Here is a 14631-nt window from a genome sequence, read left to right as displayed (position 1 = left end):
TGCGGTCTTTTAACGGCTTGATGACCATCGTTGAAAACCAAATCCTTGCAGCCACATATCCGATACGCTTATCACATAAGGACTGTGTGGCAGTCTTGAGGCATATTGCAATCCGAAAGCAGATGTTTCCATAGCCGCACACCAACCCATGAGAAGGGATCGCCCTTGACCCGTTATCATCGCCCCTCGCCTTTCCTTGCCATACGTCTTATGCGGTTTTCTGCCTTGTTATGGGCAACCTTCCTGATGGGCCTTTCCGTCCCGGCCTTTGCCGGATGCAGCGATGCGCCCCGCCCCGGTGTGGAATGGACTCGCTGTTTCATGAATGGGCGGCAATTTCAAGATATCGACATTCAAAACGGCATTGTGCGCGACAGCAGCTTTAGCCGCGCCACACTGGACCGCGCCAATTTATCGGGGCTGGATGGGCGGCGGGCAAAATTCATGTCTGCCAGCCTTAAAAACGTAAATTTATCCGGTGCCAATCTGATCGATGCGGATTTCACCAAGACGGATCTGAGCGGTGCGGATCTGAGCCATGCGGATCTGCGCGGTGCCCGGCTGTTCCAAACCAATCTCGGCGGCGCAAATCTGACCCGGGCGCGGCTGGAAGATGCCGATCTTTATCGAACCGATTTCACCGGAGCCACATGGATCGATGGCACCACCATTTGCGCCGAAGGCTCGATAGGAACCTGCAAATAACCAAGGCAACGGCGAATCATGCAACGCCCATCAACAAGCCACCGAATGCGCGCGGCCATTATGGGAATGCTGGGCCGGCTCCGCTATGACCATTCCATCCTGTTTGTGCTGGCCATCGGTATCGGCACGCTGGCGGGATATGGAGCCATCGGCTTTCGCTTGCTGATCAATGCCTGGGGCTATCTGGCCTTTGGCGCCAGCGAAGAACAACTGATTGCCGGGATCATCCGGTTGCCTTGGTGGCACATGCTTTTGGCCCCGGTGGCCGGTGGCATAGTGGTGGCTTTGCTGCTGAAATGGTTCTTGCCCGATGGCCGCCCGCAAGGGGTATCGGAAGTGGTGGAATCGGTGGCGTTGCGCGATGGACGCATGGACTTCCGGGCTGCCTTGGCCAATGCGGTGTCCAATGCAACGGCCCTGGGCTTTGGCTCGTCGGTGGGCCGCGAAGGCCCCGTGGTGCATCTGGCGGCGGCCATTGCCTCGTTTTTCTCGCAACGCCTTCATCTATCGCCTGCGGTGATGCGCACCTTGGTGGGTTGCGGTGTGGCCAGCGGTGTCGCCGCCTCGTTCAATGCTCCCATTGCCGGGGTGATCTTCGCTTTGGAAGTGGTGGTGGGCCATTATGCCCTGCATGCCTTTGCTCCCATTGTGGTGGCGGGCGTTGCCGGCACCATCGTTTCACGGATTCATCTGGGCAATTTCCCCGCCTTTACCGTTCCCCCTTTGGAAATTGCATCTTTATGGGAATTCCCCGCTTTTGGCCTGTTGGGGGTTTTATCGGCGATGGGAGCCATCCTCTTCATGCAGTCGATCTTTTGGGCCACCGATCTGCGCCGCCATATCTCCAGCCTGCCCGATTGGGCTTTCCCCCCCGTGGGCGGTGTTTGTGTGGGGATTGTGGCCATCTGGCTGCCCGAAGTGATCGGCGTTGGCTATGAAGGCACCGATAGCGCGCTCAAGGGCAGCTATGGCTTCGGGCTTTTGATTGCCCTGTTCCTTGGCAAAATTGCCCTCACCGCCCTTTGCACGGCGGCGCGATTCGGCACCGGTGTTTTTTCACCCGCCTTATTTACCGGGGCCATGCTGGGCGGGGCCTTCGGGGTGGTGACCGCAAGCATGTTTCCCGATTTCACGTCTGGACCAGGCGTTTATGCGGTGGTTGGTATGGGGGCTTTTGCGTCCTCGGTACTGGGGGCGCCCATGTCCACCATCCTGATCGTGTTTGAACTGACCGGCGATTATGAAGTGACCATGGCCGTGATGGTTGCTGCGGCCCTGTCGTCGATGATTACCCATTTTGCCTATGCGCCTTCGTTTTTTCTACGCCAGCTTGAACGACGCGGGCTTAATCTGGAATCGGGGAAGGCCTCCCATTTGTTGAAATCCACGGGCACAAAGGCGGTCATGCGCACAATTTTCTCCACAGTGCCAAAAAGCGCCAGCATTTTTGAAGTCCGCCGGCATCTGGTGGCCCAGGGCGGCGGAAAGCTGATGGTTGTCGATGAAAACGGTGCCCTTGCCGGTATCATTTCCTTTGCCGATCTGCCCGAGGAAGCCTTTGATCCGGATCTGAACCATCTGGTGCGCGCCGCAGAAATAATGCGTGCAAATCCGGCAGTAATTTATGCCTCTGACACTCTGGAAAGCGGCCTGCGCATGCTGGAGCGCACCGGCGAGCACGATTTGCCGGTTCTGTCGGATACCAGCTCGCGGTTGGTGATCGGTATTCTGAACCATGAAGATGTGCTCAAGGCCTATAATCGCGCATTGCTGGACAGCCAGGGCAAAGACTGATCCCGCTTTATCCGGTGGCCATTTCCCCGCCAAAAGATTAAACAGGGCGCATGAATTCCGATCCCTTTGATTTTTCCGATGTCGGCCCCGCCCCCAAGGCCACACCGCCCGCCCAACAGGCCCCTTGGCTTTCCGGGCTAAATCCCGCCCAGCGCGAAGCTGTGGAGCGGCTGGATGGCCCTGTTCTGGTGCTGGCCGGCGCAGGAACCGGCAAAACACGGGTGCTGACAACCCGCATCGCCCATATGATCGCCACCGGCAAAGCCCATCCCGGCGAAGTTTTGGCCGTCACCTTTACCAACAAGGCCGCGCGGGAAATGCGCGAACGGGTGGAGCGGCTCTTGGGCCGTCCGGCCGCGGGCATGGCACTTGGCACCTTCCATTCCATTTCAGCACGCTGGTTGCGCGAACATGCAGAATTGGTGGGCCTGAAATCCAGCTTCACCATTCTTGATACCGACGACCAGATCCGGTTGCTCAAGCAATTGATCAAAGCGGCGGATATTGATGAAAAACGCTGGCCCGCACGGATGCTGGCGGGGTTGATCGACCGTTGGAAAAACAAGGCGCTCACGCCTGATCGTGTGCCGCAAGGTGAAGGGTTCAATTTCGCCGATGGCAGGGGGTTGGAGCTTTACGCGCAATATCAGGCCCGGCTGAAAGTGCTCAATGCCTGCGATTTTGGCGACCTGCTTTTACATATGATCACCATTTTCCAGCATCATGGGGATATTCTGACACGCTATCAAAACCGCTATCGCCGGTTGCTGGTGGACGAATATCAAGACACCAATGTGGCGCAATATTTATGGCTGCGCCTGCTGGCCCAGCGCCCGGATGACCAACCGCGAAACATTTGCTGTGTGGGGGATGACGACCAGTCGATCTATGGATGGCGCGGCGCGGAAGTGGGCAATATCCTACGCTTTGAAAGCGATTTTCCCGGCGCCCATATTGTGCGTCTGGAACAGAATTACCGCTCCACCGGCCATATTCTGGGGGCGGCCTCCTCCCTGATCGCCGCCAATTCCGGACGGCTTGGCAAAACCTTATGGACCGATGCGGGGAGCGGAGACAAAATCACCATATGCGGCGTGTGGGATGCTCTTGAAGAGGCCCGTACCGTGGGCGACCGGGTGGAAGCCCTGCAAAGAAGCGGCCACTCTCTTGCGGAAATGGCGGTTTTGGTACGTGCAGGCTTTCAAACCCGCGAATTTGAAGAACGCATGATCACATTGGGTATTCCCTATCGTGTGGTGGGCGGGCCGCGTTTTTATGAGCGGGCGGAAATCCGAGATGCACTGGCATATTTGCGTGTTCTGGTGCAACCCGATGACGATCTGGCGTTCGAACGCATTTTGAATGTGCCAAAGCGTGGCCTTGGCCCTGCCGCGATGCAGGCCATCAACCGCCTTGCCCGCCTTGAAGACATCCCCATGAGCCGCGCCGCCGCCATGCTTACCGATTCAGAAGAATTACGCCCGCAAGCACGGCGGTCACTGGCGCTGTTTCTGGAAGACTTCCGCCGCTGGCGCGAAGATCTGGATCATCTGGATCATCCAACGCTGACCGAACAGATCCTGGAAGATTCCGGCTATATCGAGATGTGGCAAAAAGACAAATCCCCCGATGCCGAAGGCCGGCTGGACAATCTGCGCGAAATGGTCAGCGCCATGCGGGATTTCGATACATTGCCCGGTTTTCTGGAACATATCAGCCTTGTGATGGAAAATCAGGAAGCATCCGACGTCGAGAAGCTGTCCATCATGACCTTGCACGCCGCCAAGGGGCTGGAATTCGATACGGTGTTCCTGCCCGGCTGGGAAGAAGGGGTTTTCCCCAATCAACGCGCCATTGATGAAGGGGGGCTTGAGTCTTTGGAGGAAGAACGCCGCCTTGCCTATGTGGGCCTGACCCGCGCCAAAAAGCGCGCCATCATTTTATTTGCCGCCAATCGGCAAATATTCGGACAATGGCAAAGCAGCCTCCCTTCGCGCTTCATCGAAGATCTGGACGCCAAGCATGTGGACACATTAAACGCCCAAGGGCTTTATTCCGGCCAGGAAGGCAGCATGGCATCAGGCGCATGGGGCGGCTTTCAAGGCTATGACGCCGAACCGGCCCGTGGGCCGGGTTGGACACGCGCCCGCAATCGTCATGCGGGCGGAGGGCACGGCACACAATCCGATTGGGGCGGTGGCCGCGCCGAGCGCATCCGCAAATCAAGGCGCAACAAGCCCATCGAAGGCCGGGTGGAGCGCAGCGGCCTGCCGCAAGCCAAAGCCACCCGCTTTGCCGAAGGAGACCGGGTGTTTCACGACAAATTCGGCTATGGCGAGGTCATGTCAGTGGATGGCAACAAGCTGGTGGTCATGTTTGAACATTCCGGAGAAAAACGCGTGATCGATAGCTTTGTGAGGCCCGCATGAGCGCTTGGCATGTCTGGACCACGGCCCCCATGGCAGTGGCCCCCGCCCTTGAAACTCTGTTTGAAGAGGTGTTCGCCCTTGATGCCTGCCCCCCCACCATCTCCAGCTTTGAAGTGGTTGAAGACCATATCTGGCGAATCGAAGCCTATTTCGACACGAAACCGGATTTAACAGAGCTGGTCGCCGCTCTTGACGCATGGCGGGATGAAACCGGGCATCAAGCCGAAGACATTCAGTGCGAAGCTTTGGAAGATCGGGATTGGGTCAGCGAAAGCCAGAAACTGCTGTCGCCGGTGACGGCGGGAAAACTGTTTGTACATGGCAGCCATGATCGAGAAAACCGGCGGGCTTTCGGCATCAATTTGCAGATCGAAGCGGGGCAAGCCTTTGGCACCGGCCAACATGCCACCACAATGGGGTGCTTGCTGATGCTGGACCGCTTGGCCCGGCGAATCGACCGGCCACAGGCTATGCTGGATCTGGCTGTGGATCGGGGGTTCTGGCAATGGCCATGGGGCGCCTGTGGCGCAAAGGCGTCCTCGCCAGCGATATCGACCCCATTGCCATGGTCACCACGCGGGAAAACGCCGTTATCAACGACTTTCCATGGCGGCATAATCACCATGCGGGCTATGGGCTTGCGGCCCTGACCGCGCCGGGGATGCGCCATCGCGCCATCACATCGGCAGGCCCTTTCGATCTGGTGACCGCCAATATTCTAGCCGCACCGCTTGTGGAAATGGCCGCCGATATTGCAAAAGGCGTGGCACCGGGCGGGCGGCTGATTCTGGCGGGATTACTGGCCCGGCAGGAACGGCGTGTGGCCAATGCCTATCGGGCGCGTGGATTTTTATGTGAAGGGCGTTTGCAGATCGGCGATTGGCCGACCCTGTTGATGCGTAAGGCACCGGCCCAAGGCAAGGATAGCGCCAAGATCACTTAAGCGGCTTGCCGTGCCATTGCAACCGGAGCCGTCACAATGGGGGCTTTGGGCTTTTGAAAGGCCAAAAGTTGGGCTGTGGCCTGTTCCGTCAATTGACCATTGTCGGTCAGCAGATCGAAAAAGCCATACTGGCGGCCAAACAGGCCTTGGGCGGCGTCGCGGGTGGATTGTGCGAATTGTGCAAACATCTGTATTTCCTATGAAAAGGGTGATCACTGTTCCCCCCTCATGTGACGTTTTGCACTGCACAATAGTAGAGCCATTAAAGGCACAATAGCTATGTAATAAACGCATAGCTAAAAAATATATCGTCCCATAAGAATTACATCTAGGCCGTAGAGAAAGTGGCGATACGGGCCAGCCATTCCTCTTCATCAATCACGTCGATTCCCAAGCTCTGCGCTTTTTTCAATTTCGATCCAGCGCCCGGACCGGCAATCAACAGGTCTGTCTTGGCGGACACGGAATCGGTTACGGTCGCCCCGAAACTTTCCGCCTGCGCCTTCGCTTCGGATCGTTTCAATTGCTTCAAGGAGCCGGTGAACACCAGTGTTTTACCTGCAAGCGGGCCAGACTCTTGCGGCACATCTTCCATATCCAGCACCGTGACATTTTCCAAAAGCCCATCGATCACTTTGATATTATGGGGCTCATGGAAAAAGTCGATGATGCTTTCGGCCAGCTTTGGGCCAATCTGATCCACCGCCTTCAATTCCGCCTTGGCCTGTTCCTGATCGCCTTCCAGCAAGCCGCGCAATGCCTTTAAAGATGTCCAGCGGCGGGCCAATATCCTGGCGGTGGTTTGCCCCACATGGCGAATCCCAAGGGCATATAAAAAACGATCAAGGGAAACTGTGCGCCGCGTCTCAATGGCATCGAACAGTTTTTGCGCCGATTGCTCCCCCCACCCTTCCATCTTTTCGATCTGAAGATCTTTATTGCGGTCTTTTAGAGTAAAAATAGCCTCAGGGCCTTCGATCAAGCCTTTGGCGAAAAACGCTTGATCTGTTTATCGCCCAGCCCTTCGATATCCATGGCATCGCGGGATACAAAATGGCGCAAGCGCTCGCCCCTTTGCGCCTCGCACACCAAGCCGCCCGTGCAACGAATGACCACATCATCACCTTCGCGCACCGCAGCCGAGCCGCAAATGGGGCAGGTTTTCGGAAAAAGAATGGCCTTTGCATCATCGGGGCGCAATTCCGGCACAAATCCCAAAATCTGCGGGATCACATCGCCAGCGCGCTGTATCATCACCGTATCGCCGATCCGCACCCCAAGACGGGCAATCTCGTCTTTATTGTGCAGCGTTGCCTTTTGCACCACCACGCCGCCCACCGTCACCGGCTTCAATTTTGCCACCGGAGTAATGGCACCGGTGCGCCCCACCTGAAATTCCACATCCATCAAAAGCGTTTGGGCTTTTTCTGCGGGGAATTTATGGGCAATGGCCCAGCGTGGGCTGCGGCTGATGAACCCCAATTTATCCTGCAAATCCAGCCGATCCACCTTATAAACAACGCCATCAATATCATAATCAAGGCTGGCCCGTTTGGCTCCAACCCCCGAAAATGCTCCAATACAGCATCGAGATCATCCAGCGTTTGCGTATAGGGATTGATCTTGAACCCCCAGCGTTCAAACTGTTTCAAGGCTTCCATTTGCGTCTTGAACGGCAGAGCCGACATATCGCCCCACCCATAGGCGAAAAACCGCAAGGGCCGCGATTTGGTAATGGCGGGATCAAGCTGGCGCACCGACCCTGCAGCAGCATTGCGTGGATTGGCGAAGGGGGCCTTACCAGCCTTTTCCTGCCGTTCATTGAGGGCGAAAAAATCCGATTTCGCCATATAAATTTCACCGCGAATTTCCACCACATCAGGCCAGCCGTCACCCGCCAATCGTTTGGGAATATCGCTGATCGTGCGGATATTGCGGGTGATATTCTCGCCTTCTGTCCCGTCACCGCGGGTGGCCCCCACCACCAGCGCCCCCTGTTCATAGCGCAAGGATGCCGACAGGCCATCGATCTTGGGTTCGCCGGTCAGGCTGATGGGCGTCTCATCGGCCAGCTTCAAAAACCGCCTGATGCGCGCCAGAAAATCCGCCATATCCTTTTCATCAAAGGCGTTGTCAAGCGACAGCATGGGCTTTTGATGGCGGTATTTTTCAAACTTTTCCGAAGGCGCCGCCCCGACCCGTTTTGACGGGCTATTGGCGCGGACCAGATGGGGAAACCGCGCCTCTATTTGTTCATTTCGGCGCCGTAACGCATCATAGTCTGCATCGGAAATGGCGGGCTTGTCTTTCTGATAATAAAGCGCGTCATGATGGGCGATTTCCATCGCCAGACGTGCCAGTTCGCGGCGTGCTTGTTTTTCATCAAGATCATCCACCGCAACCGGCAACAAAGGGAGCTTCGACATAAAAACACTGCTTTATTAGAATTGAGACGAACGCCCTAGAGATCAGGCGGATTGTTTCATCAGGCTGGATGCCGCCGCGCGCGCTGCATCGGTGATTTCCGCCCCCGACAACATACGCGCAATTTCCTCTTGTCGCGCCTCTTGGTCAAGACGTGCTACATCTGTGCGGGTTACAAGCCCTTGTACATCGTCCCGATCGGCCTTGCTGATCTGTAAATGACAATCGCCACGGGCCGCCACTTGCGGTGAATGGGTCACCACCAGCACTTGCGCCTGTTGGGCCAAACGCGCCAAACGCTCGCCCACCGCATCGGCGGTCGCCCCGCCAATTCCCCGGTCCACCTCATCGAAAACCAGCGTTTCTGCACTGTTGCGGCTGGCCAAAGATACCTTGAGCGCCAAAATCACACGGGCCAGTTCACCGCCCGAAGCCACCTTGATCAGCCCACCAAAAGGCGCGCCGGGATTGGTGGAAATCTCGAAGGCCACATGATCGCCGCCATCCCGCGTCCAATGCTCTTGGGCCAAGGGCTCCAAGCGGGTGCGAAACCGGGCTTTTTCCAGCTTCAAGGGCGGCAATTCGGAATTCACCGCCGCATCCAGTTTTTGCGCCGCATCTTTTCGGGCCTTGTGCAAATCCGCAATTTTCTCGGCAAGGATTGTGCGCGCGCGTTCCAGAGCTGCGCGTTTTTCGCCAATACCTTCCGAACTGTGATCCAAAGAGGCCACATCCTGTGCAAATTTCATCCGCAATGCGGGAAGGTCATCGGGCGCACATTTATATTTCCGGCCCGCCGCGCGCAAAGCGAACAAACGCTCTTCCACCTGTTCCGCCTGATCGGGGTCAAAATCCAGCTCTGATTGTACGGCAGACAACGCCATCATTCCGTCTGCGGCTTCGATCGCCGCCCGATCCAAAGCACTGATTACCGGCTGCAAAAGGCTCTGCGCTTCTGGCTCCAGCCGCTCAAGACGTCGCAACACACCACGCAACTGCGCCTCGACTCCGGTATCGGCCTCTAATTCTGTCTGGATATCCCCCAGCGTTCCCGCCAGGCGTTCGCCCTGCATCATCAGCGCCCGACGTTCGGCCAAATCCGCTTCTTCGCCCACTTCAGGGGCCAATTTATCCAGTTCTTCCAAGGCATGGCGCAGATAATCTTCTCCGGCCTGCGCTTGCGCCAAAGCCTCTTCCGCTTGATGCAGGCTGATCTTGGCGGCTTTCATCGCATCATAGGCGCTGGCCACCGCCTCTCGGAGGTCTTCATGGCTCCATAGGCATCCAGCAAGGCCCGATGTCCAGACACATCCAGCAATCCACGATCATCATGCTGGCCATGCACCTCTACCAGCAGATCGCCCAATTTCCGCATCATGGAAACAGAGATCATCTGGTCATTGACATAAGCCCGGCTGCCGCCATCCGCATGAATGACCCGACGTAAAATCACCGGCTCATCCGCGCAATCCGTCTCTTTGCCGATCTCCTGGTCGCGCAGGAATACCCGCGCCTTATGGGTGGCAGGCAGATCGAAACTGGCCGTCACAGAACCACGGCTGGCCCCATGCCGCACCAGCCCGCTATCGGCGCGTGCACCAATGGCCAGCCCCAGCGAATCAAGAAGGATGGATTTCCCCGCCCCCGTTTCACCGGTCAGCACCGTCAGCCCTTGGGAAAAGGACAAGGAAAGCTGCTCGATCAAAACAATATCGCAAATAGTAAGGCCAAGCAGCATTACGACAGAGCCCCTAAGCCGCCTTTCACAGGATTACCGCCCTCAGTTCCCAAAAATCCGCGCGAAAAAACTGCGGTTTTCTTGTGGCGCATCAGGATCTTCACCCGTGACCATGGCATAAGAATAGCGATACCACTTACTGCCGGGATGGTTGTGTCCCAAAACAGCGGCGTATTTCTGTGCTTCCCGCTCCACACCAAGGGCGGTATAACATTCCACCATGCGGTGGAGCGCTTCCGGAACATGGCTGGTGGTGCCATAGCGGTCGATCACATTCTGAAAGCGCCCCATGGCGGCCAGATATTGTTCTTGCTTCAAATAGAAGCGGCCCACATCCATATCTTTCGCGGCAAGCTGGTCATAAACCAGATCCAGCTTCAAGGCCGCATCGCGGGCATATTCACTATCGGGATAACGGCGCACAACTTCTGTCAATGCCTGAGCTGCCTGCTCCGTAACCCGTTGATCCCGGTACACATCCGAGATCTGCTCATAATAGCTGACGGCAATCAGATAATTGGCATAGGCTGCATTTTCATTGCCGGGGTGCAAAGACAAGAACCGCTCGGCCGCAAGAATGGCCGAATCATATTCATCATCCATATAAAGGGCATAAGCCCCCATCAGCTGCGCCTGACGCGCCCACACAGAATAGGGATGCTGGCGTTCCACCTCGTCAAAGGCGGCGGCGGCCATTTTCCAGCGACGCTTTTGCAAGCCATCATAGCCGATGCTGTAAAGCACATCCACATCCCGCGCCACATAGGTGTCTTTTTCGCTGCCGGAACAAGCCGCTAAAGCTGCAACCAGCCCAACGGACAGAACGGAACGCAGAAACACACCCTTCAGTTGCAATACTTTTTTGAGAAATCGCATCTATACTTGTCCACCGAGTTGTCCTATCGTATCTCTTTCTACCATGAGTAATTTTACTCATCGAAAGAGACACAGTGATTGATAGCCTTATAACACGATTTTCAGGAATTGCGGCAATGCATCCGTCCAAATTGAACATTGCATGCTAAAAACCGGTTTTTGTGAAGGTCGGGATTGTCATGATCCAAACTGCTTATGGGGACCAGGGAGCGCACGAGAGTGACTGAAGAGGAACAACGAGAGCCAAACATGCCCGACAGAGAGGCGTTGGGTGAATTGGCCAACGGAGTTGATCAGCAAGTTGGGCTGTCGATCAAGAATCGACGCCAACAGCGTGGTGTGACCCAACAGGAATTGGCCCGGGCCTTGGGGATTTCCTATCAACAGGTCCAGAAATATGAAAATGGCACCAATCGAATCAGCGCCGGGCGCCTTTATATTCTGGCAAAAGCCTTGAACATCACGGTGGGGGATTTCTTTTCTGAAATCGACCAGCCTTTTTCCAGCAAATCACTGGCCGTCACATCGGAAGATGTGGTGCTGACCGCGAAGGAACTAAATGCGGTTCGTGACCCGCGTGTGCGCAATTCCATCCGGGCTTTGGTACGGATTCTGGGATCGGATAACGATCCCTTTTATTAAGAACCGTGCAAAACAAGAACATGCCGCCACCGGGGACATCCCGATGACGGCATGGGGCAAGCAAGAAAAGGCCAACGAGCCTTTCTAGTTAATCTGGCGGCGCAAGAATGCCGGAATTTCCAACTGTTCTTCCGCCAGTTTCTTTTCCGAACGACTGCTCGGAACCGGACGGTCTTCGGGGCGCAACCGATCCAGCTTGCGCTTGTCTTTTTGTGCCTCTTCCGTTTTGGCGTTCAATTGGGCATCTGCCACAGACTGGGCTGACGCCCCGCCTTTATTGCCAAAAGAGGTCATGCGCCGAAACAAAGAGCGGCTTTTTTCCACCTGCGGCTCGCCAGCATTTTCATAATCCGCCTTTGCAAACACATCCGGTTCCCCTACCGGATCTGTCGCCGTACTGGGGATTTGCGGTTCCGGGGCGATAAACACATCCGCGTTTGCCACAACCGCTTCCACATCGGCTTCATCCAGTGACGCATTGTCCATCGCGGCAGACTCGTCCAAGGCGGCATCCTGAGACATATCCGTCTGCGCCGGTGCTTCCGCTTCACTGCCAATCTGGGCTTCCAGCACAAGCGCTTCTTCTGCATCCTGGGCTGCCAAGCGGGCATCATCCTCTTCCATGATTCGCACCGGCTCTTCCTCCAGAGCGCGCGCCACGGCCGCTTCCGCACGCGGTTGAGAGGCAGCGCCGCTTATTTGGGGCCGCGTATTGCGCGAAAAACTCACAACCGACGCACTGGAAGGCTGTGCATCCGCTGGCTTTTGCATATCTTCGCCTGCAATGCCTGTGGCCACAACAGACACCCTGATCTGGCCGTTCAATGCTTCATTAAACGCCGACCCGACGATGATATTGGCATCTTCATCCACTTGACTGCGGATATGCTTGGCGGCTTCATCCACCTCGAACAAGGTCAGATCCATGCCGCCGGTGATATTGATGATCACGCCCTTTGCGCCCTTCAAGGACACTTCATCCAGCAAAGGATTGGAAATGGCCGCTTCGGCAGCTTCCACAGCGCGACGGTCGCCATCGGCTTCGCCGGTGCCCATCATCGCCTTGCCCATTTCGCTCATCACCGTTTTCACATCTGCAAAATCCAGATTGATAAGGCCAGGCATCACCATCAGATCGGTAATGCCGCGAACCCCGGAATTGAGCACTTCATCGGCCATGGAGAAAGCATCTTGGAAGGTGGTCTTTTCTGTGGCGATGCGGAACAAATTCTGATTGGGATGATAATCAGCGTATCGACGCTTTCTTGCAATTCAGCGATACCGGCTTGCGCGAACTTCATCCTGCGGTTGCCTTCAAAGCTGAACGGCTTTGTCACAACCCCAATGGTAAGGATACCACGTTCACGCGCTTTTCGGGCGATCACCGGTGTGGCTCCGGTGCCGGTGCCACCGCCCATGCCCGCCGCCAAAAACAGCATATGGCAGCCATCCAGATGCTGTTCGATCTGTGCCAGAGTTTCTTCCGCTGCCTGTTCACCCACTTCGGGTTTAGAGCCGGCACCCAAGCCCTGCGTGCTTTCCACGCCCAGCTGGATACGCGTATCGCACAAGCTATGCGACAAAGCCTGTGCATCGGTATTGGCAACCACAAAGCTCACACCTTGCAGTTCGGACCGGATCATATTGTTCACAGCATTGCCGCCAGCGCCACCCACACCCATCACAGTGATGCGCGGTTGAAGCTCGGTCAATTCCGGCATGGTCAGTTCGATCGACATTGGCCTTCTCCTCTTTTTATCCCCCGATCGGGAGGCATATGCGCCGGGCTTGCCCTTCCGGTCGCGTCTCGTTTCTAGAAATTCTCTTTGAACCAGCGCCCCATTCGCGCCAATCGTCCTTTGGGTTGTTCCTTTGCCTCTGTTTGGCGTTCGTCCGACAGTTCCAAAGGGGCCATCTGGTCGTATAATAAAAGCCCCGTACAGGTGGCGAAGGCCGGTCCGGCCGTGGCATCGGCCAAGCCAACCACCCGACGTGGCCGCCCAATCCGCACCTGCTTTCCCAAAATGGTTTGCGCCAGTTCGCGAATGCCCGGCATTTGCGCGCCTCCGCCTGTCAGCACCACCCGACGCGCGCCAATGCCATCAAAGCCGCCCGCCTCCAGATAATCGCGCACCAATTCCAGAGTTTCCTCGATCCGGGGCTGGATCACCCCTGTCAGCACAGAACGCGGCAATTGGCTGGTGATATCCTCAGCCGGGCCGGTTTCCCCCAATTGCGGCACGTCGATCATTTCCCGATCATCGGTCGGTGATTGCATCGCCGCGCCATAATAGGTTTTCAGGCGCTCGGCATGGTCCACCGGCGTCAACAAACCCCGCGCGATATCTTGCGTGATATGGCCCGCCCCCACCGGAATCACATCCACATGCACCAAGGCACCGCCTGCAAAAATGGCGATCTGTGTCGAACCGGCCCCCATATCCACAACAGCCGCGCCCAATTCCCGCTCGTCATCCACCAGCGTTGCAAGGGCCGAGGCATAAGGACTTGCCACAAAGCGGGCCACGGTAAGATGGGCACGCTGAATGGCGCTTTCCAAATTCCGCACCGGTCCGGCAGCCGCCGTGATCACATGCATGGATACCGCCAAACGGTCGCCAAACATACCCACCGGTTCTTTCACCCCATAAGAGCCATCAATGGCAAAGCAGGCCGGAAAAGCGTGGATCACCACCCGATCGCCGGGGTCGATGCTGGCACGGGCTTCATGCAGCACGCGAGTGATATCCGCCTCTTCCACCCGATGGCCATCAATGGATACATCCACCTCGATGACCTGCGATTCCAGTTGCCCGGCGCTCAGGCTCACCACAACGCTTTCCACGGTTTCGCCCGCAAGGTTTCCGCTTGTTGTACGGCGGCCCGGATAGCCCGCTCGGCCTCGGCGATATCCACCACCGCACCGGCCTTCACACCCCGGCACACCCGATGTCCCAAGCCAAGCACATCAAGCTCACCCGAAGCCCCTCTATGTGCAATGAAACACCCCACTTTGGAGCTGCCCACATCCAGTGCCGCGATCAATCCCTGTCGCTGAGAGGTCATGGCCGAGCCCCCCT

Annotated in this window: 9 protein-coding genes and 4 pseudogenes; 6 read left to right on the top strand and 7 right to left on the bottom strand. The window is 56.7% G+C overall.

All coding sequences use genetic code 11. From position 1 onward, the window contains the following. Positions 1 to 165: 165 nt before the first annotated feature. The 5 genes and pseudogenes from JCM17844_RS10230 to JCM17844_RS16655 all read left to right on the top strand — a co-directional run bounded on the left by JCM17844_RS10230 (position 166) and on the right by JCM17844_RS16655 (position 5871). Positions 166 to 705, top strand: a complete 540-nt coding sequence (locus tag JCM17844_RS10230) for a pentapeptide repeat-containing protein (protein ID WP_150000862.1) — start codon at positions 166 to 168, stop codon at positions 703 to 705. A 45-nt stretch (positions 706 to 750) separates the two neighbouring features. Further along, a complete protein-coding gene (locus tag JCM17844_RS10225; protein ID WP_210431798.1) occupies positions 751 to 2499 on the top strand; it encodes a chloride channel protein in 1749 nt (582 codons plus the stop codon). 50 nt (positions 2500 to 2549) lie between these two features. Next, the gene (locus tag JCM17844_RS10220) at positions 2550 to 4928 is read left to right on the top strand and encodes an ATP-dependent helicase (RefSeq protein WP_150000860.1); all 2379 of its coding nucleotides are present in this window, start codon (positions 2550 to 2552) and stop codon (positions 4926 to 4928) included. Beyond that, positions 4925 to 5368 (top strand): annotated as a pseudogene (locus JCM17844_RS16660) (50S ribosomal protein L11 methyltransferase); the annotation flags it as partial. The gene JCM17844_RS10220 and the pseudogene JCM17844_RS16660, both read left to right, overlap by 4 nt. Before the next feature lie 65 nt (positions 5369 to 5433). Then, positions 5434 to 5871: a 50S ribosomal protein L11 methyltransferase gene (locus JCM17844_RS16655; protein WP_150000858.1), complete on the top strand. Its 438-nt coding sequence runs from the start codon at positions 5434 to 5436 to the stop codon at positions 5869 to 5871. Here JCM17844_RS16655 and JCM17844_RS10205 read toward each other — a convergent pair. The 4 genes and pseudogenes from JCM17844_RS10205 to JCM17844_RS10190 form a co-directional block, all read right to left on the bottom strand. Then, on the bottom strand, positions 5868 to 6059 hold the full coding sequence (locus tag JCM17844_RS10205) for a hypothetical protein (protein WP_150000857.1): 192 nt from the start codon (positions 6057 to 6059) through the stop codon (positions 5868 to 5870). The two genes, JCM17844_RS16655 and JCM17844_RS10205, sit on opposite strands and share 4 nt — an antisense overlap. A 140-nt stretch (positions 6060 to 6199) precedes the next feature. Then, a pseudogene (gene ligA, locus JCM17844_RS17320) lies at positions 6200 to 8297 on the bottom strand (NAD-dependent DNA ligase LigA). Positions 8298 to 8339: 42 nt separating this feature from the next. Continuing rightward, positions 8340 to 10033 (bottom strand): annotated as a pseudogene (recN, locus tag JCM17844_RS10195) (DNA repair protein RecN). 42 nt (positions 10034 to 10075) lie between these two features. Next, on the bottom strand, positions 10076 to 10909 hold the full coding sequence (locus tag JCM17844_RS10190) for an outer membrane protein assembly factor BamD (RefSeq protein WP_150000856.1): 834 nt from the start codon (positions 10907 to 10909) through the stop codon (positions 10076 to 10078). Between the two features lie 219 nt (positions 10910 to 11128). On the opposite strand from JCM17844_RS10190, the gene JCM17844_RS10185 reads away from it, so the two are divergent. After that, positions 11129 to 11551, top strand: a complete 423-nt coding sequence (locus tag JCM17844_RS10185) for a helix-turn-helix domain-containing protein (protein WP_210431792.1) — start codon at positions 11129 to 11131, stop codon at positions 11549 to 11551. An 84-nt stretch (positions 11552 to 11635) separates the two neighbouring features. On the opposite strand, the pseudogene ftsZ reads toward JCM17844_RS10185, so the two are convergent. The 3 genes and pseudogenes from ftsZ to JCM17844_RS15095 all read right to left on the bottom strand — a co-directional run bounded on the left by ftsZ (position 11636) and on the right by JCM17844_RS15095 (position 14617). Then, a pseudogene (gene ftsZ / locus JCM17844_RS10180) lies at positions 11636 to 13290 on the bottom strand (cell division protein FtsZ). Between the two features lie 74 nt (positions 13291 to 13364). Continuing rightward, positions 13365 to 14396: a cell division protein FtsA gene (ftsA, locus tag JCM17844_RS10175; protein ID WP_210431789.1), complete on the bottom strand. Its 1032-nt coding sequence runs from the start codon at positions 14394 to 14396 to the stop codon at positions 13365 to 13367. Then, positions 14378 to 14617, bottom strand: a complete 240-nt coding sequence (locus JCM17844_RS15095) for a hypothetical protein (RefSeq protein ID WP_210431788.1) — start codon at positions 14615 to 14617, stop codon at positions 14378 to 14380. The genes ftsA and JCM17844_RS15095 overlap by 19 nt, the downstream gene beginning before the upstream one ends. Positions 14618 to 14631 lie beyond the last annotated feature (14 nt).

The sequence above is a fragment of the Iodidimonas gelatinilytica genome (assembly GCF_008579125.1).
Taxonomy (GTDB): Bacteria; Pseudomonadota; Alphaproteobacteria; order Sphingomonadales; family Rhodothalassiaceae; genus Iodidimonas; species Iodidimonas muriae.
The sequence above is the reverse complement of the archived record's forward strand: the minus strand, read 5'-3'. Positions and strand labels throughout refer to the sequence as shown.

Coding starts and splice junctions, on each gene's coding strand:
- JCM17844_RS15095 (WP_210431788.1), bottom strand. CDS start 14,617: ATGACCTCTCAGCGACAGGGATTGATCGCGGCACTGGATGTGGGCAGC.
- JCM17844_RS16655 (WP_150000858.1), top strand. CDS start 5,434: ATGGCCATGGGGCGCCTGTGGCGCAAAGGCGTCCTCGCCAGCGATATC.
- JCM17844_RS10225 (WP_210431798.1), top strand. CDS start 751: ATGCGCGCGGCCATTATGGGAATGCTGGGCCGGCTCCGCTATGACCAT.
- JCM17844_RS10220 (WP_150000860.1), top strand. CDS start 2,550: ATGAATTCCGATCCCTTTGATTTTTCCGATGTCGGCCCCGCCCCCAAG.
- JCM17844_RS10205 (WP_150000857.1), bottom strand. CDS start 6,059: ATGTTTGCACAATTCGCACAATCCACCCGCGACGCCGCCCAAGGCCTG.
- JCM17844_RS10190 (WP_150000856.1), bottom strand. CDS start 10,909: ATGCGATTTCTCAAAAAAGTATTGCAACTGAAGGGTGTGTTTCTGCGT.